The 16,742-nt window shown below is 72.2% G+C and carries 15 protein-coding genes; 11 read left to right on the forward strand and 4 right to left on the reverse strand.

The genetic code is table 11. The features are described from left to right. Nucleotides 1-28 precede the first annotated feature (28 nt). Together AB0F77_RS19095 and AB0F77_RS19100 are read right to left on the reverse strand one after the other, a co-directional pair. Nucleotides 29-3,004, reverse strand: coding sequence for a tetratricopeptide repeat protein (locus AB0F77_RS19095; protein ID WP_361949479.1), 2,976 nt, complete (start codon nt 3,002-3,004; stop codon nt 29-31). Then, nucleotides 3,001-4,830 (reverse strand): HSP90 family protein, encoded by a 1,830-nt coding sequence (locus tag AB0F77_RS19100; protein WP_361949482.1) that lies wholly within the window; start codon nt 4,828-4,830, stop codon nt 3,001-3,003. Before AB0F77_RS19100 ends, AB0F77_RS19095 begins: the two co-directional genes overlap by 4 nt. 168 nt (nt 4,831-4,998) lie before the next feature. On the opposite strand from AB0F77_RS19100, the gene AB0F77_RS19105 reads away from it, so the two are divergent. The 9 genes from AB0F77_RS19105 (at nt 4,999) to AB0F77_RS19145 (ending at nt 13,788) form a co-directional block, all read left to right on the forward strand. Beyond that, entirely contained in the window at nt 4,999-8,220 is a 3,222-nt protein-coding gene (locus tag AB0F77_RS19105; RefSeq protein ID WP_361949485.1) for a helicase-related protein, read from the forward strand. Nucleotides 8,221-8,330: 110 nt separating this feature from the next. Then, a complete protein-coding gene (rsmD, locus tag AB0F77_RS19110; protein WP_361949488.1) occupies nt 8,331-8,918 on the forward strand; it encodes a 16S rRNA (guanine(966)-N(2))-methyltransferase RsmD in 588 nt (195 codons plus the stop codon). Between the two features lie 26 nt (nt 8,919-8,944). Beyond that, nucleotides 8,945-9,424 (forward strand): pantetheine-phosphate adenylyltransferase, encoded by a 480-nt coding sequence (gene coaD, locus AB0F77_RS19115; RefSeq protein WP_361949838.1) that lies wholly within the window; start codon nt 8,945-8,947, stop codon nt 9,422-9,424. 57 nt (nt 9,425-9,481) lie between these two features. Next, entirely contained in the window at nt 9,482-10,561 is a 1,080-nt protein-coding gene (locus tag AB0F77_RS19120) for an ATP synthase F0 subunit B (RefSeq protein WP_361949491.1), read from the forward strand. 154 nt (nt 10,562-10,715) lie between these two features. After that, nucleotides 10,716-11,366: a YceD family protein gene (locus AB0F77_RS19125; protein ID WP_361949494.1), complete on the forward strand. Its 651-nt coding sequence runs from the start codon at nt 10,716-10,718 to the stop codon at nt 11,364-11,366. 2 nt (nt 11,367-11,368) lie between these two features. Beyond that, nucleotides 11,369-11,542 carry a 50S ribosomal protein L32 gene (gene rpmF, locus AB0F77_RS19130; protein WP_003951102.1) on the forward strand — a complete coding sequence of 58 codons (174 nt, stop codon included), beginning with the start codon at nt 11,369-11,371 and terminating at the stop codon, nt 11,540-11,542. A gap of 7 nt (nt 11,543-11,549) precedes the next feature. Continuing rightward, a complete protein-coding gene (gene rnc, locus AB0F77_RS19135; protein ID WP_361949497.1) occupies nt 11,550-12,368 on the forward strand; it encodes a ribonuclease III in 819 nt (272 codons plus the stop codon). Nucleotides 12,369-12,456: 88 nt separating this feature from the next. After that, nucleotides 12,457-13,320, forward strand: a complete 864-nt coding sequence (gene mutM / locus AB0F77_RS19140) for a bifunctional DNA-formamidopyrimidine glycosylase/DNA-(apurinic or apyrimidinic site) lyase (protein ID WP_361949500.1) — start codon at nt 12,457-12,459, stop codon at nt 13,318-13,320. A gap of 48 nt (nt 13,321-13,368) precedes the next feature. Next, nucleotides 13,369-13,788, forward strand: coding sequence for a hypothetical protein (locus tag AB0F77_RS19145; RefSeq protein WP_361949503.1), 420 nt, complete (start codon nt 13,369-13,371; stop codon nt 13,786-13,788). 16 nt (nt 13,789-13,804) lie between these two features. Here the strand turns inward: AB0F77_RS19145 and AB0F77_RS19150 are convergent, their stop codons facing one another. Beyond that, a complete protein-coding gene (locus AB0F77_RS19150) occupies nt 13,805-14,203 on the reverse strand; it encodes a helix-turn-helix domain-containing protein (RefSeq protein WP_361949505.1) in 399 nt (132 codons plus the stop codon). A 107-nt stretch (nt 14,204-14,310) separates the two neighbouring features. Further along, nucleotides 14,311-15,552, reverse strand: a complete 1,242-nt coding sequence (locus AB0F77_RS19155) for a CAP domain-containing protein (RefSeq protein WP_361949508.1) — start codon at nt 15,550-15,552, stop codon at nt 14,311-14,313. Between the two features lie 169 nt (nt 15,553-15,721). On the opposite strand from AB0F77_RS19155, the gene AB0F77_RS19160 reads away from it, so the two are divergent. After that, complete coding sequence (locus tag AB0F77_RS19160) at nt 15,722-16,003, forward strand: acylphosphatase (RefSeq protein ID WP_361949510.1); 282 nt, start codon at nt 15,722-15,724, stop codon at nt 16,001-16,003. Nucleotides 16,004-16,384: 381 nt separating this feature from the next. Beyond that, nucleotides 16,385-16,588, forward strand: a complete 204-nt coding sequence (locus tag AB0F77_RS19165; protein ID WP_361949513.1) for a hypothetical protein — start codon at nt 16,385-16,387, stop codon at nt 16,586-16,588. Nucleotides 16,589-16,742: the final 154 nt, after the last annotated feature.

Consider the following 16,742-nt stretch of genomic DNA (forward strand, 5'->3'; position numbering starts at 1 on the left):
CCGCTGCTCCGGCTCTACTCCTCCGGCTCTACTCCTCCGGAAGGTTCAGCAGTTGGGTGGCCTCTGCCAGCCGGGCCTGGGTCGTTTCGTCCTCGCCCGTCGGGTCCGTCGTCCCGTAGGCCGCGAGTACCGTTCGGGCGCGGGACGCCGCGGCCGGGGTGCGCCCCAGGTCGGCCTCCAGCCAGCCCGCCGCCAGTTCCGCCGCCGTGCGCTCGTGCAGGGCGGCCTCGCCGAGGGACGCGAACGTGGCGGCTGCCCGGTCCATCTCGGCCAGCGCCTCCGTGAACACCGCCCGGATCGCCGTGTCCTCGGCCTCCTCCGGCACCGTACGGGCCAGCAGATCACCGAACTGCCGGTGCGTGTGGCCGAGTTCGTGGACGAGCCGGAACCGGGCGGACTCGTCGTCCGCCGACTCCAGCGCCCGCGAGCACACCCGCACCGCCTCGCCCATCAGCTCCCGCGCCCCGTCGAGCCCCGCACCGGTACGCGGCGCCAGCCAGGCCCGCGCCCGCAGCGCGCGCACCAGACCGTGGACGTCGCCGAGCGCGTCCCACAGCTCGCACGCCCGCGCGTACGAACGGTCCGCCTCCTCGGGCAGCCCCGCCTCGTCGAGCGACTCGGCCGCCAGGTGCGCGAGCGTCGCGTGGTCCTGCTGCTCCGGCCAGTGCCGGGCGATCTCGGCGGCCCGCAGTCGGTGCTCGGCGGCGGCCCGGTGCTCACCCAGCCGGCCCAGACAGTCGCCGAGCCACCACCGGGCCTGCACGATCGCGCCGTCCCCGTGCGTCTGCGCGCTCAGGTCGGGCAGCGCCGACTCCAGCACCTCCGCCGCCTCCGCGTACCGCCCCTGCCGCAGCAGGAAGCCGCCCAGCAGATGGCGGGCCCAGGAGCCCAGCGTGCCGCTCTCCCCGGCCTCGTCGGCCCAGTGCGCCGCCTCCAGCGCGTGCTCCGCGGCCTCGCGCACCTCGCCCCGGCCGCCGACGACCTCCGCGAGCTGAAGATGCAGCTGGGCCCTTCCGGTCGCCTCCACGTACGGCCCGCCGTGCTCCAGGGCCGCCCGCAGCGCCCGCTCGGCCCCGGCGGCGTCCCCGCGCGCGTGGGCGAGCGCGGCCACCCGCACGTCGTACTCCACCGCGAACCACGGCAGCCCCACCCCCGCGAACCGCTCCACGGCCCGCCCGAACAGCTCCTCCGCGCGCTCCGCGTCCCCGGCGCGCTCGGCCAGCTCCGCGAGCATGGCCCGCGCCTCGGCCTCCCGCGCCGCCAGCCGCACGTCCCCCTCGGTACGCCCCTCGACCAGCGCAAGCACCTCCCGCACGGCGCCCTCCGCGTCGACGGCCGCCTCCGCGGAGCCCATCGAGCTCGCCGCGTCCGCCGCGTCCGCCGCCTCCGCGTGCACCCGCCGCATCAGGATGCGCGCCCGGCACATCACCACCGACGCGGCCTGCCGCACCCCGGTGGCGTCCTCCGCGTACAGCGCGAGCACCTCGTCGTACGGCCCCGCGACCGCCGCGAGCGCCTCGTCCAGTTCGTCCGGCCCGCCCTCCAGCGCCCGGACGTACGCCGCCCGCGCGTGGGCCGCCAGCGCCTCGCCCGGGTCGCCCGCCTCCGCGTACAGCCCGGCCGCCCGGTGGAACAGCCCGACGCCCTCCGGACCGCGGCCCATCGCCTCGTGATCGGCGATCTCCGCCCGGTCGCGCGCTTCCAGCTCGACCCCCTCGGCGGCCCGCGCCACCGCCGCCCACGCCTCCGGGGCGTACGGCCGCAGCCCGTCCGACAGCCGCCGCGCCTCGGCGATCAGCTCCGGCAGATCCGGCGCCGCTGCTCCCGCCTCGGCCCCCGCGTCCGGCACGGCGACCGGAACGCCCGGCGCCACGGCGGACGTACGCACCGGGGCCGAACGCACCCCCAGCGGCAGCCGCTCCGCGAGCGGCAGCCGCGCCATGCGCTCCCGCACCCGCTCACCGACGTACGGCGTCCCGTTGCGCCGGTCGAACCGCTCCGCCAGCTCCAGCGCCTCGGCCCGCGCGTGGGCGGCCAGCTCCCGCGCCGTCCACGACCGCCCGGCCGGCCCCGGCACCTCCCGCTCGCCCAGCCCGAGCCCCGTCAGCCGCTCCGCCAGCAGCGCCACCACCGCCAGGAAGTCCAGCCGGCTGCGCGGCTGACCGGCGTCCGTGAGGTACGCGGGCCGCTCCGCCAGCAGTTCGAGACCCCGCGCCTCGTTTCCGGTCAGCGCGCAGAACTCCACGTGGTCCGCGTACGCGCTCCGCATGCTCTCCATGGGCCGCACCAGCCGGAAGCCCCGCAGATGGTTCGCGCGGGCCTCCTCCGCGCGGCCCAGCCTCAGCAGCGGCAGCAGCGACGAGGCGAGGACCGTGTGCGGCTCGTGCGCGCAGGTGTACTCGCCCTCCAGGACCGGCCGCCACAGCTCCAGCGCCTCGGCGTCCCGGCCCCGCTCCACCTGCCACGAGCCCTGCCCATGCAGCTCACAGGCGTGGCAGTCCGCCATCCGGTCCCGGTCCGCGGCCAGCCACGCCGTGTACGCCCGCTCGGCGCGCGCCCGGTCCCCGATGTGCGCGGCCACCCCGAACTCGGCGCTGCGCACCGCCCGTTCGGAGTGCCCGGCCAGCCGGTAGCGGTGCTCCATCTCACCGAGCCACTTCTCCACCGACGCCAGCGGGACGTGCGGCTGGTCCAGCATGCCCGCCGACATCCACTTGAAGACCCAGTGCAGCGAGTGCGCCTCGTACTCGTCGAAGTCCTCCGGGCGCTCGTCCCACATGCGCAGCAGCCGCGCGAACGGGACGAACATCCTGTCCTTCTCGGAGCTGTAGTTGTAGACCTTCAGCTGGTGTCCCAGCGCCTCGATCACGGCGAGCGGGACGTCCAGCCGCTCGGCCTCGGCGAGCAGCCGCTCCGCGCGCGCGTTGCGCGCCGGACCCTCCGGCTGCTCGGCGTTCTCCGCCATCGCGCGCCGCAGCGCGTCGAAGTCCTCGATCCCGGTCACCGACGACCGTCCTCCCCGTGAGTGGCCCACTCCAGGAGGCCGATGAACGCGCGGTTGAGCAGGGCCGAGTCGGCCGGCCGCAGCGGGCGCTGCGCCATGAGCAGCGCCTGTCCGTACAGCGACTCCGTGGCGGTGCCGATCAGCTCCGGGTCGCGCAGGGAACTGATCCGCCGGATCAGCGGGTTCAGATGGTTGAGCACCAGCCGCGCGCGGGGGGCGCTGCCGCGCAGCGAGCCCAGGATGCCCGCCCACAGATCGTCCGCCCGCTCCTCGGCGTCCGCGCGGGCCTGCTCGTGGCGGGCGGCCCGGTCGTCCAGGTGCAGAGCCGGCACCGACAGCGGATGGAAGGCGCGCAGCACGACGTCGCAGCCCAGCGGGTCGAGCTTCGCCCGCGCGGCCGCAAGGAACCCCGACAGGGCCAGCTCCTCCGCCGGGTCGACCGCGTCCAGATGGGCGGTCACGGTGTCCGCGTCCAGCTCGGCGACCACCGTCCCCGGCCGCACCGCGGGCAGCGCCTCGACCAGCTCGCTGTCGTACGTGTAACCGCCGTTGACCACACCGACGCCCTGCGCGGACGCGATCGGCGCGACCTGCCGGTACTCCTCGACCGTCCGCGTGAAGTGCACCACCGGGTGGCGCTGCGCGAACTCCTCCAGGGACAGCCGCCCGTCGCTCGTCTCGAAGGGCAGCCACGGCAGCATCGTGCGCAGCATCTCCCCGTCGTGCCGGGCCAGCGACTTCACACCCAGGTGGTGCACGGCGAGGAAGGCGGCCAGCCGCTCCGGGTCGCCCGCCGCGAGCCCGGTCAGCCAGGAGCGGATCCGTTCGCCGAGCGCGTCCCGCACCGCCGCCAGGGTCTCGTCCTCGTACAGCGACTCGCGCGACGCCGTGGGCCGCAGACTGTCCGTGTCCAGGACGCAGCGCACGAAGAACGCCCAGTCCGGCAGCAGCTGTTCGGCCCGCTCCGTCAGCAGCATGCCCTTGAGGTGCACCCGGTGCGTCGCACGCTGCGCCGGGCTGACCGAGGCCGGCAGCACGTACGCCACCCCGCGGACACCGGCCAGCGGCACGGACAGGTCGATCGAGTCCAGCGGCGTGAACCCGAACAGGTCGTGGCAGTGCCGGGCCAGCGCGACCCGGCGGGTGGCGGGGGAGGGGTACGCGCGGTCCCAGGGCGCCGGCAGGTCGGTGACCTCCTCGTCGCCCACGCGGACGTCGTACGGCAGCAGCGAACCGAACTCCCGGGCCAGCGCCAGCACCCGCTCGGGCGCGAGCCACTCGCCCGCGCCGGCCCGCGCCACCAGGTGCACGGTGGTGCCGGGCTCGGGCCGTGCCGCGTCGGGCAGCGTGCGCACGGTGTACGAGCCGTCGTCGCGCGCCGTCCACTCCACGGGCGGCGCCCCGGGCGCACGGGCGCTGCGGCTCACCACCCGGATCCGCTCGGCCACCACGAAGCAGGCGAGCAGACCGATGCCGAACTGGCCCAGGAAGTCCGAGCGGACCTCCTGGAGCCCCTCCGCCCGCTTGGAGCTGCGGCCGATGGTCGCCAGCAGGCCGTGCACGTCCGACTCGGTGAGCCCGACGCCGGTGTCCTCCACGCGCAGGGTGCCCCCGTCGGCGTACAGCCGCACCCGCGCCGGGGCGCCGGGCTCCTCGGCCCGCCGGGCGGTGACGGCGTCCACGGCGTTCTGCAGCAGCTCGCGCAGATAGACCTTGGGGCTGGAGTAGAGGTGATGGGAGAGCAGGTCCACCAGACCGCGCAGGTCGACCTGGAACGAGTGAGGTGACTGGGGTGCCTGGGATGACTGTGAGGTCTGGGAGTCCATCGTCGCTGCGCCGGTGGGGGGACAGTCGCGACGGCGCGGGGTCGGGCGGTCCCGAGTGAGGCGGTGACCGCGAAGGATGGCCGGAGCGCGTCATCCTAAAGCTCGAACAGCCCGCCTGACCAGGGGTTTCCCGGTATGCATACGGCAATGTCAGCGTGGTGGTGTGCAATGGATCTCGTGCCCGGACTGGACGAACCACTGAAGAACGCGCTCGGCGCCGCCACCGCGAAGGTGATGGCCGAGCACCTCGGCCTGCACACCACGGGCGACCTGCTGCACCACTACCCGCGCAGATACGAGGAGCGCGGCAGGCTCACCCACCTCGCCGACCTCCCCATGGACGAGCACGTCACGGTGGTCGCCCAGGTCGCCGACGCCCGGCTGCACACCTTCGCCTCCGCCAAGGCACCGCGCGGCAAGGGACAGCGCCTGGAGGTCACGATCACGGACGGCAGCGGGCGCCTCCAACTGGTCTTCTTCGGCAACGGCGTGCACAAGCCGCACAAGGAGCTCCTGCCGGGCACACGCGCGATGTTCGCGGGCAAGGTCTCCGCGTTCAACCGCCGGCTCCAACTGGCCCATCCCGCCTACGAACTGCTGCGGGCCACCGACGACGACGCCGCGGAGACGGCCGAGAGCTGGGCCGGCTCCCTCATCCCGATCTACCCGGCCACCGCCAAGATGGAGTCCTGGAAGATCGGCAAGGCGGTGCAGACGGTGCTCGACCGGGCCGACGAGGCGGTCGACCCGCTGCCGCCCGCCCTGCGCGAGGGCCGGGGCCTGCTCTCCCTGCCGGACGCCTTCCGCCGCATCCACCGCCCCGCGACCCAGGCCGACTACGTCGCCGCCCGCGCCCGTCTCAAGTGGGACGAGGCGTTCGTCCTCCAGGTCGCCCTGGCCCGCCGCCGGCACGCCGACGCCCTGCTCCCCGCCGTCCCCCGCCGCCCCGCCCCCGACGGCCTCCTCACGGCCTTCGACGCCCGCCTCCCCTTCACCCTCACGGACGGCCAGCGCAAGGTCTCCGCCGAGATCTTCACCGACCTGGCCACGCCCCACCCGATGCACCGCCTCCTCCAGGGCGAGGTGGGCTCGGGCAAGGCCCAGCCGCTCGACTCGCTCGTGCTGACGCCGACGGGTTTCCGCCGGATGGGCGACATGCGGGTGGGGGACGAGGTCGTCGTGCCGTCGGGAGAGGTCGCTCCGGTCGACGGGATCTTTCCCCAGGGGGAGCGGGACGTGTGGCGCATCGTCCTCTCGGACGGAAGTTCCGTGGAATGCGACGACGAGCACCTCTGGATCGTCGGTACCAGCTGCGACTGGCATCGGGGCCGACCGCCCGAGGTGATGACCACGCGGGAGATCCGCCACGACCTGTTCAAGGCCAACGGGTCGTCGAAGTGGTACATCCCGCCGGCGGTGCCCGTCGACCTGGGCGGTGACGCGGGTCCTCCACTGGATCCGTACCTGTTCGGCCTTCTGCTGGGGGACGGCTCGTTCCGCCACCATCTGCGGATGTCCACCGCCGATGCCGAGATCCATCAGGCCGTGGCGGCGGCCGTGGCACCCGACTGCCGTCTCGCTCCGGTGCCGGGCTCTCGATGCGACTACACGATTCAGCTGACGCGGCGCTCCGGCGGCACCCGCAACCCCGTCATCCAGACCTTGCGTGACCTGGGTCTCTGGGGCCTGACCTCGCACGACAAGTTCATCCCCGCGGAGTTCAGGAACACGTCGGTCAAGAACCGGCTCGCACTCCTGCAAGGACTCCTGGACACGGACGGGACCGTCGACCGGGACGGGCTGAGCATCTCGCTGTGCTCGGCCTCACGCCGACTGGCGGAGGACGTCGCCTGGCTCGTCCGGTCACTGGGCGGCCGGGCCCGTGTCCTTCCCGAGAAGTCCGCGTTCGACGTTTCGGTGGCTCTGCCCGACGAGTTCGCCCCCTTCAGGCTCACCCGCAAGGCGGATCGCGTCCGACCGCGCCCGAAGTACCACACCTTCCGGCGCGGCATCCGGGCGGTGGAACGCGTGGGGCGCAAGCCGGTCCAGTGCATCAGCGTCGCCCACCCCAGCCATGCGTATGTCACCGATCACTTCACCGTCACCCACAACACGATGGTGGCCCTGCGGGCCATGCTCGCCGTGGTTGATGCCGGGGGGCAGGCCGCCATGCTCGCGCCCACCGAGGTGCTGGCCCAGCAGCACCACCGGTCGGTCACCGAGATGATGGGCGAGCTCGCCGAGGGCGGCATGCTGGGCGGCGCCGACAAGGCCACCAAGGTGGTGCTGCTCACCGGCTCCATGGGCGCCGCCGCCCGCCGCCAGGCGCTGCTCGACCTCGTCACCGGCGAGGCCGGGCTGGTCATCGGCACCCACGCGCTGATCGAGGACAAGGTCCAGTTCCACGACCTCGGTCTGGTGGTCGTCGACGAGCAGCACCGCTTCGGCGTCGAACAGCGCGACGCCCTGCGCGGCAAGGGCAAACAGCCCCCGCACCTCCTGGTCATGACCGCCACGCCCATCCCGCGCACGGTCGCGATGACCGTCTTCGGCGACCTGGAGACCTCCGTCCTCGACCAGCTCCCCGCCGGCCGCTCGCCCATCGCCAGCCATGTCGTCCCGGCCGCCGACAAGCCCCACTTCCTGGCCCGCGCGTGGGAGAGGGTGCGCGAGGAGGTGGCCGGCGGCCACCAGGCGTACGTCGTCTGCCCCCGCATCGGCGACGAACCGGAGGACACGAAGAAGCGGAAGTCCCCCGAGGACGACGCCGAGAAGCGCCCCCCGCTCGCCGTCCTCGACGTGGCCGACCGGCTAGCGAAGGGCCCGCTCCAGGGCCTGTCGGTGGAGGTCCTGCACGGCCGGATGCAGCCCGACGACAAGGACGCCGTCATGCGCCGCTTCACGGCGGGGGAGACGGACGTCCTGGTCGCCACCACGGTCATCGAGGTCGGCGTCAACGTCCCCAACGCCACCGCCATGGTCATCATGGACGCGGACCGCTTCGGCGTCTCCCAGCTCCACCAGCTGCGCGGCCGCGTGGGCCGCGGCTCCGCCCCCGGCCTGTGCCTGCTGGTCACCGAGATGCCCGGGGCGAGCGCCGCCCGTGGCCGCCTCGACGCCGTGGCCGCCACCCTCGACGGCTTCGAACTCTCCCGCATCGACCTGGAACAGCGCCGCGAGGGCGACGTCCTCGGCCAGGCCCAGTCGGGCGCCCGCACCAGCCTGCGCGTCCTCGCGGTCATCGAGGACGAGGACATCATCGCGGAGGCGCGGCAGGAGGCGGTGGCCGTGGTCGAGGCAGACCCGGAGCTGGACCGGCTGCCCGGCCTGCGCACCGCCCTGGACGCCCTCCTGGACGAGGAGAGGGAGCAGTACCTGGAGAAGGGGTGAGAGGGAGCAGCGCCCCCGAGGGCCGCAGGGCCGTATCGACGTGCGGCTGCGCCGCGCGGGCGCGACCAGCCACACTGAACCTTGAAGTCGCTCACAGGCAAGGACCGAAGATGACCCGCGTGATCGCCGGCGCAGCAGGCGGACGACGTCTGTCCGTACCGCCAGGCACCGGAACCCGCCCCACCTCCGACCGCGCGAGAGAGGGCCTCTTCTCCACCTGGCAGTCGCTGGTGGGCGGCCCCCTCGACGGCGAACGCGTCCTGGACCTCTACGCCGGCTCGGGCGCCGTGGGCCTGGAGGCGCTGTCCCGCGGCGCCGGCCACACCCTCCTCGTCGAGGCCGACGCCCGTGCCGCCAAGGTCATCCGGGAGAACGTCAAGAACCTCGGCCTCCCCGGCGCCGAGGTGCGGGCGGGAAGGGCCGAACAGATCGTCCAGTCGCCGGCGCCGTCGGAGCCGTACGACCTCGTCTTCCTCGATCCCCCGTACGCCGTGTCGGACGGCGATCTTCGGGAGATCCTGCTCACACTCCGCACGGAGGGGTGGCTCGCGCCGGAAGCCCTCGTCACCGTGGAGCGCAGCACCAGGGGCGGCGCCTTCGTCTGGCCCGTCGGCTTCGAGCCGATCAGGGCCCGTCGTTACGGCGAGGGAACGTTTTGGTACGGTCGCGCCGCCTCTACGTGCGAAGACGCACGATGACCGGACCGGAGAGCGAGGGATCACAAGTGCGCCGCGCCGTCTGTCCCGGGTCGTTCGACCCGATCACCAACGGACATCTCGACATCATCTCCCGTGCTTCTCGCCTCTATGACGAGGTGTACGTCGCGGTGATGATCAACAAGTCCAAGAGGGGCCTGTTCGAGATCGACGAGCGGATCGACCTGATCCGCCAGGTCACCGCCGAGTACGCGAACGTCCGCGTCGAGGCGTTCCACGGCCTCCTCGTCGACTTCTGCAAGCAGCGCGACATCCCCGCCATCGTCAAGGGCCTGCGCGCCGTCAGCGACTTCGACTACGAGCTCCAGATGGCCCAGATGAACATGGGCCTCTCGGGCGTCGAGACGCTGTTCGTGCCGACCAACCCCACCTACAGCTTCCTCTCCTCCTCCCTGGTGAAGGAGGTCGCGACCTGGGGCGGCGACATCGCGCACCTGGTCCCGCCCGTCGTCCTGGAGGCGCTCAACAAGCGCCTGCGCAAGGACTGATGGAGCTACAGTCGTCCCGTCCGTCTCCAACACAGCGGTAGAGAGTGGCGAGCACAGGTGGACGTGCAGAAGAAGATCGACGAGATCGTGAGCGCGGTCTCCAGTGCCCGGGCCATGCCCATGTCGGCGTCGTGCGTGGTCAACCGCGCCGATCTGCTCGCGATGCTCGAAGAGGTGCGCCAGGCCCTGCCCGGCTCCCTCGCCCAGGCCGAGGAGCTGATCGGCGGCCGTGAGCAGGTGGTCGAGCAGGCCCGTCAGGAGGCCGAGCGGATCATCGAGAACGCCCACCAGGAGCGCGGTTCGCTGATCTCCGGCACCGAGGTCGCCCGCCGCTCCCAGGCCGAGGCCGACCGGATCCTCACCGAGGCCCGCCAGGAGGCCGAGGAGGTCCGCGCCGAGGCCGACGACTACGTCGACTCCAAGCTCGCCAACTTCGAGGTCGTCCTCACCAAGACGCTCGGCTCGGTGGGCCGCGGCCGGGAGAAGCTGCTCGGCACCGGCCCCGGTCTCGACGAGGACGGCTACGAGGACGAGGACGCCCCCGAGCGCAGCCACGACCCCGAGACCCTGCGCCGCAACGCCGACGAGTACGTCGACGTGAAGCTCGGCGCCTTCGAGGCGGTCCTCGCCAAGACCCTGGAGGCGGTGGGCCGCGGCCGCCAGAAGCTGCACGGCCGGATCGCCAGCGACGACCTCGGCGCCCTCGCCGACGACACCACGACGTTCCAGCACTCCAGCGACGCCGACTACCTCGCCGACCTCGCGGCCCTCGCCGACACCCCGGCCGAGCAGTCGGGCCGCCGGCACGAGCCCCGGCGGCCCGAGCAGCCCCCGCAGCCCGCCTACGAGCCGCAGCCCACGCAGGAGGCGTACGGCTACCAGCAGGCCGACGCCTACGGCTATCAGTACGCCCAGCAGCAGGACCCGTACGGCTACCAGCAGGCCGATCCGTACGCGTACCACCAGGGCTACGACCCGCAGCAGGGCGGCTACGACCCGAACACCGGCCAGCAGCAGCCCCAGCAGTCCCAGCAGCAGGCGGACCCGGGATACGCCCTCGACGAGACCAGCCTGTTCGACACCAGCATGATCAGCGCCGAGCAGTTGCGCGCCTACGAGCAGGGCCGGGGCCTGTAGCACGGGGCCCGGCGGTCCGTGGCGACCACCGGATTGGGCCGGGAGCGAAAGGTCCAGTATCCTGGCTGTTCGGTCGCGTCTACGTCCGCGATCAACGCTGCCCCGAAACACCGGGGGCGGCGCTCCCTCCTAGTTCGGAAGACCGAAAGCAGGAATGGCCTCCAACGCCCGCCTCGACCACCGCAACCCCCTCGTGTTCGACACGCACGAGCTGGGACGGCGTCCCGGTGCGCTCCAGAGGCTGTCCCGTACGGTCGACGCCCCCAGGGACCTCGGTATCCAGGGAGTCGTCGGAGTGCCGGAAGGCGCCCCGGTGGAACTCGGACTCCGGCTGGAGTCCGTCATGGAGGGGGTGCTCGTCACGGGTACCGCCCGTGCGCGGGCCGAGGGGGAGTGCGTAAGGTGTCTGGAGCCGCTGGAGTTCGATCTCGAAGCGGACTTCCAGGAGATGTTCTCGTACCCTGACGCCGACGACCGGGGCCGCGTGATCGCGGAGCCCGGCGACGACGCCGAGGACGACGAGGACAGGCTCTTCATCGAGGACGGCCTGTTCGACCTCGAAACGGTGCTGCGCGATGCGGTGGTGCTCGCACTGCCGATGCAGCCGGTGTGCCGGGACGACTGCCCGGGTCTGTGCTCCGAGTGCGGAGCACGGCTCGCGGACGACCCGGACCACCACCACGACGCCGTCGACATCCGTTGGGCGGCATTGCAGGGACTCGCCGGCACCATGCCGGACGAGAAGGACGAGATGAGCGGCGACGGGCCAGGGTCCGCGCGCGCCGCCGAGAAGCAGGAGAAGTAGCCGTGGCTGTTCCGAAGCGGAAGATGTCGCGCAGCAACACGCGCCACCGCCGGTCGCAGTGGAAGGCTGCGGTCCCCACCCTGGTTGCGTGCGAGCGCTGCCACGAGCCCAAGCAGCAGCACATCGCGTGCCCGTCTTGCGGCACCTACAACAAGCGCCAGGTCCTCGAGGTCTGAGCGGCTGGTGAGAGGCACAGTGTCCAGTCCCAGGAAGGCGGAATCACCCGCCAAGAAGAAGGCGGACAACACGGCCTCGTCCCACACGCTTCTGGAAGGGCGGCTCGGCTACCGGCTCGAGTCCGCCCTTCTGGTGCGTGCACTGACCCACCGTTCCTACGCGTACGAGAACGGCGGTCTGCCGACGAACGAGCGGCTGGAGTTCCTGGGGGACTCCGTGCTCGGCCTCGTCGTCACGGACACGCTGTACCGCACCCACCCCGACCTGCCCGAGGGCCAGCTGGCCAAGCTGCGGGCCGCGGTGGTGAACTCTCGTGCGCTCGCGGAAGTGGGCCGCGGACTCGACCTGGGCTCCTTCATCCGGCTCGGCCGCGGTGAAGAGGGAACGGGCGGCCGGGACAAGGCGTCCATCCTCGCCGACACCCTCGAAGCGGTGATCGGCGCGGTCTATCTCGACCAGGGCCTCGATTCGGCGTCCGAGCTGGTGCACCGGCTCTTCGACCCGCTGATCGAGAAGTCCTCGAACCTCGGAGCCGGCCTGGACTGGAAGACCAGTCTCCAGGAGCTCACCGCGACCGAAGGGCTCGGCGTTCCCGAGTACCTGGTCACGGAGACCGGCCCCGACCACGAGAAGACCTTCACTGCTGCCGCCCGCGTCGGAGGCGTCTCGTACGGCACCGGCACCGGCCGCAGCAAGAAGGAGGCGGAACAGCAGGCCGCCGAGTCCGCGTGGCGGTCCATCCGGGCCGCGGCGGACGAGCGGGCCAGGGCTGCCGCGGCAGCGATCGTCGCCGAGGACGACGGCGCGTCGTCCGCCTCCGCCTGACGCACGACACATCACGACGGCCCGAGCGCCCGCTCCCGCCCAGGGGGCGGGCGCTCGGCCCGTCCACCGTTCCCGTACGGGGGGTTCGATGCCCGAGTTGCCCGAGGTCGAGGTCGTACGGCGCGGCCTCGCGCGGTGGGTCGCCCATCGCACCGTCGCCGACACCGAGGTGCTGCACTCGCGCGCCGTGCGCCGTCACCTCGCAGGGCCGGACGACTTCGCGCAGCGGCTCAAGGGCCGGAGCATCGGAACGCCGAGCCGGCGCGGCAAGTACCTGTGGCTGCCCCTTGAGGACGGTGCCGAATCGATTCTGGCGCACCTCGGCATGAGCGGTCAGCTGCTGGTGCAGCCGCACGAGGCGCCCGACGAGAGGCATCTGCGGGTCCGTGTCCGGTTCGCCGACGCCCAGGGCACCGAGCTGCGGTTCGTGGACCAACGGACCTTCGGCGGGCTGTCGTTGCACGACAACACCCCCGACGGGCTGCCCGACGTCATCGCGCACATCGCCCGCGACCCCCTCGACCCGCTCTTCGACGACGAGGCGTTCCACCAGGCGCTGCGCCGCAAGCGCACCACCATCAAACGCGCCCTGCTCGACCAGTCGTTGATCAGCGGTGTCGGCAACATCTACGCGGACGAGACCCTCTGGCGGTCGCGTCTGCACTACGACCGTCCCACCGCGACGTTCACGCGCCCGCGCACGGCCGAACTCCTCGGTCACGCACGGGACGTGATGACGGCGGCGCTCGCCGTCGGCGGTACCAGCTTCGACAGCCTGTACGTCAACGTGAACGGTGAGTCGGGCTACTTCGACCGCTCGCTCGACGCGTACGGACGTGAGGGCCTGCCCTGCAAGAGGTGCGGTACGCCCATGCGCCGCCGCCCCTGGATGAACCGTTCCAGCTACTACTGCCCGACGTGCCAGCGCCCGCCGCGCCCGCCCGTCCTCTGAGAGGTACCGCCCGCCCGACGGCGGGACGGTGGTGAGAGGATCATGTTCATGTCGCTACCCCAGCCCGCGGACCTGACCACGCTCGTCCTGCGCACCGACTTCGCCGACGACGCCGCCTGGGCCGCCGTACGGACCGCGATAGAGGCCGCAGACGAGAAGCGCAGCGTCACCTTCGTCAGCGAGCCGCGGTTCGCGGGCGCGAGCGTCCAGGACATCGTGGACGCCGACGCCGCCGCGCCGGAGGAGGACAAGGTCTGCGAGGTGTTCCTCGTGGACGCCGGCACCCTGGCCGACGCCGCGCACCCGCTGCTGGCCGTCGACCTCTTCGACGATCCCGGACGGTCGTTCCGGGTGCCGGTGCGCTGGTTCCCGGAGATGTCCGCGAACCTGAGCATCGCGAACGTGGACTTCGCCGACTACGCGGACGCGGCCGAGGCCACGGGCACCTTCCGCGGTTTCGCCGACTGAGCGTCCGCGCCTTCCGTCACCCCGGGACCCGGTCGGCGTCGTACGCCCGCCGGGCCTCCAGCACGTCGTCCGTCGACCCCTCCACACAGCGGATGAGGGCCATGAGCCGGTCGGTGACCGCACGGCCGAGCGGGGTCAGTTCGTAGTCCACGCGCGGGGGATTGGTCGGCTGCGCCTCGCGGTGGACCAGCCCGTCGCGCTCCAGCGCGTGCAGCGTCTGGGACAGCATCTTCTCGCTCACGCCGTCGACTCGTCGGCGCAACTCGTTGAACCGGAACCGGCCCCCGTACAGCGCCCCCAGCGTGAGCGCGCCCCAGCGCCCGGTGACGTGCTCCAGCGTGCCGCGCGAGGGGCAGAACCTGGCGAACACGTTGTACGGCTCGGCCTCCGCCGCGGCCTCCTCGATGGCGTCCATACCCAAAGCGTACGCGCGCACAGCGCTGACCGACAGAAGGCGCTAACCAACGGTTAGCGCCTTCTGTCGTGGAACGGGGGAGGAGGGACGGCTGCGGAGGGACGGGCTCAGTAGCCGAAGTCCTGGGTCCACCACGGGCCGCCCTCGCCGAAGTGGACGCCGACGCCGAGGGTGGTGAAGTCGCAGTTCAGTATGTTGGCGCGGTGGCCGGGGCTGTTCATCCAGGCGTCCATGACCGCCGCGGCGTCGGCCTGGCCCCGGGCTATGTTCTCGCCCCCGAGGTCGGTGATGCCGGCCACGGCGGCGCGGTCCCACGGGCTCGCCCCGTCCGGGTCGGTGTGGTCGAAGAAGCCCCGCGCGGCCATGTCCTCGCTGAACGCAGCGGCCAGCGAGCCCAGGGAGCTGTTCGCCGAGACGGCGCTGCACCCCACCTTCGCGCGCTCCTCGTTGACCAGCCGCACCACCTCGGCCGCCGCGGCGGCCTCCGTGGAGACGGTCGCCGGGGCCGAGGTCTCCTCGGACCCCTTCGTGGGCGTGGGCTTCGGTTCGGCCTTCTGCCGTCCGGGCGGAGTCGTCGGCTTGGGCTTCTTCGGCTTCGGCGACGGGGTCTCCGTGGGCGCGGGCGCCGTGGAGGCCGCCGGGGCCGAGGGGGCCGGCGAGACCGAGCGCCCGCCGTCCCTGCTCGCGGTGCCGCCGCTCGTGCCGCGCTCGCCGGCGTCGGCGCTGCCGGACGTGCCGCCCTGCTCGGTGGCCGAGTTGGTGGGCACACCCGCGGCCTGCACGCTCTCGCCGCCGCTCGTGCCGGTGCCGCCGCCGAGCCGGTAGTTCTCCAGACCGGGCACCACACCCGTGGCCACCGCGACCGTGCCGATGGCGACCGCCGCCGAGACTCCGAGCAGACCCGTGCGCACGGGCGTCGCGGCCTTCTTCTTCCGCCGGTGCCCCCGGCCCCGGGCGCCGCCGTCCGGGCTGAAATCGTCCCCCGCGAAGCCGTCGTCCGCGAAGCCGTCCGTGGCGAACCGGCCCGGGGTGAATCCGTCGTCGAACCGCTCCCCGCCCGGCAGGTCCCTGGTGAACCGGTCGTCCGGGTACCCGTGGGAGACGACCCGGTCGGAGGCGTACGTGTCGGCGGGGAACCTGTCGGAGGCGAACCCTTGGGCCGGGAAGGCGACCGTCTCCGTGACCTGCCCGTACTCGTGGGCCGGTGCGTACGGGTCGTCGGCCGCGTAGAGGTACGCGGCGCTGCGCGTGTCCGCGTCGGCGTACGCGTCCGGGTTCAGATAGGGCGCGATGCCCAGAGTGGCGGGACCGTCCTGGGTGCCGGCGGCGGCGCGTCGGTGGCGTCCCATGTCCTTGCCTTCCTCGTCTCGCGGGCGACCGCTTCCGAATGGCCTCACGGATGCGCCCCAACTCACACGATCGAGTGAGTTTCATATGAGATTCACTGGGTCGGGACGGTACCGCATGGCGGGAGTTGACGAAGTGCCCCGAGCGACATTGGCCCGCTAGGTTGCAGCCATGAGCGAGGATGTACGGCTGGTCGCCTGGGTGCGCGGACACGTCCAAGGTGTGGGTTTCCGCTGGTTCACGCGGGCCAAGGCGCTGGAGATCGGCGGCCTGAGTGGTTTTGCTCTCAATCTCGGCGACGGACGGGTCCAGGTGGTTGCGGAAGGGGCGCGTGAGGGCTGCGAGGGACTGCTCGACTGGCTCCAGAGTGACGACACGCCCGGGCGCGTGGACGGTGTCACCGAGATCTGGGACACACCCCGCGGCGGTTACGACGGCTTCGGCGTCCGCTGACCGTCCCCCGGACGGTCCCCCGCGGGAGCCGTCCGGTACATGCCACAGGCAACCGGCAGGAGGAGAAAGAGCCTGGTGGTTGCCAAGAACGGCGTCCCGTGGCAGGCTCCGCAGTTACAGCTGACCGCCTCGCCCCGAGGGCCCCGCGCCAGTGGCCGCGCCGCCGTTCCCAGGCCGTGCCCGCCCGGGTTGCCCCCAATACGGGGTGTGATCGTGTTGACCGTCAAACTTTTTGGTGAGACGCTGAAAGCCCCGCGCACCTTAGCTGTTTGGCATGTGGCAACAACAGAGCAACACTTGAGTGTGTCAAGCACCACGGGTGCGAATCCCTCACGACCCACACCGATTCGGTCGGTCACTCAGTGTGGAGGACCATCCATCATGGCAAAGGCGCTTCTCGGTTACGTCGGCGGCTCCGACCCTCGACTCCTCGCCGAGATGCGACGGCTCCAGCAGCGCGTACAGGACCTGGAATCCGAGCTCGTACGGATCCAGGCCGAGAACGACGAGCTGACGGCTGCCGCTTCTCACGACAGGATCATGGAGAGCGTCGACGCACGCCAGGCGGAGCCTGCGCTCACCTGATCGCTGCATCGCTCCACAACAGCTCACGCAGTGGTTGGGCTGCCCGTATCAACCGCTTCAGTTGTCAGAGTTGCAAGGGACGCCTCGGCGTCCCTTCCTTCTTTCCCCGCGCATCCTTTCAGACTCTTTAACGTCTGGTGTGCCCTGCATGTTC

Origin of the sequence: Streptomyces sp. NPDC026672, assembly GCF_040638185.1 — a bacterium.
In the GTDB taxonomy this organism is placed as follows: domain Bacteria; phylum Actinomycetota; class Actinomycetes; order Streptomycetales; family Streptomycetaceae; genus Streptomyces.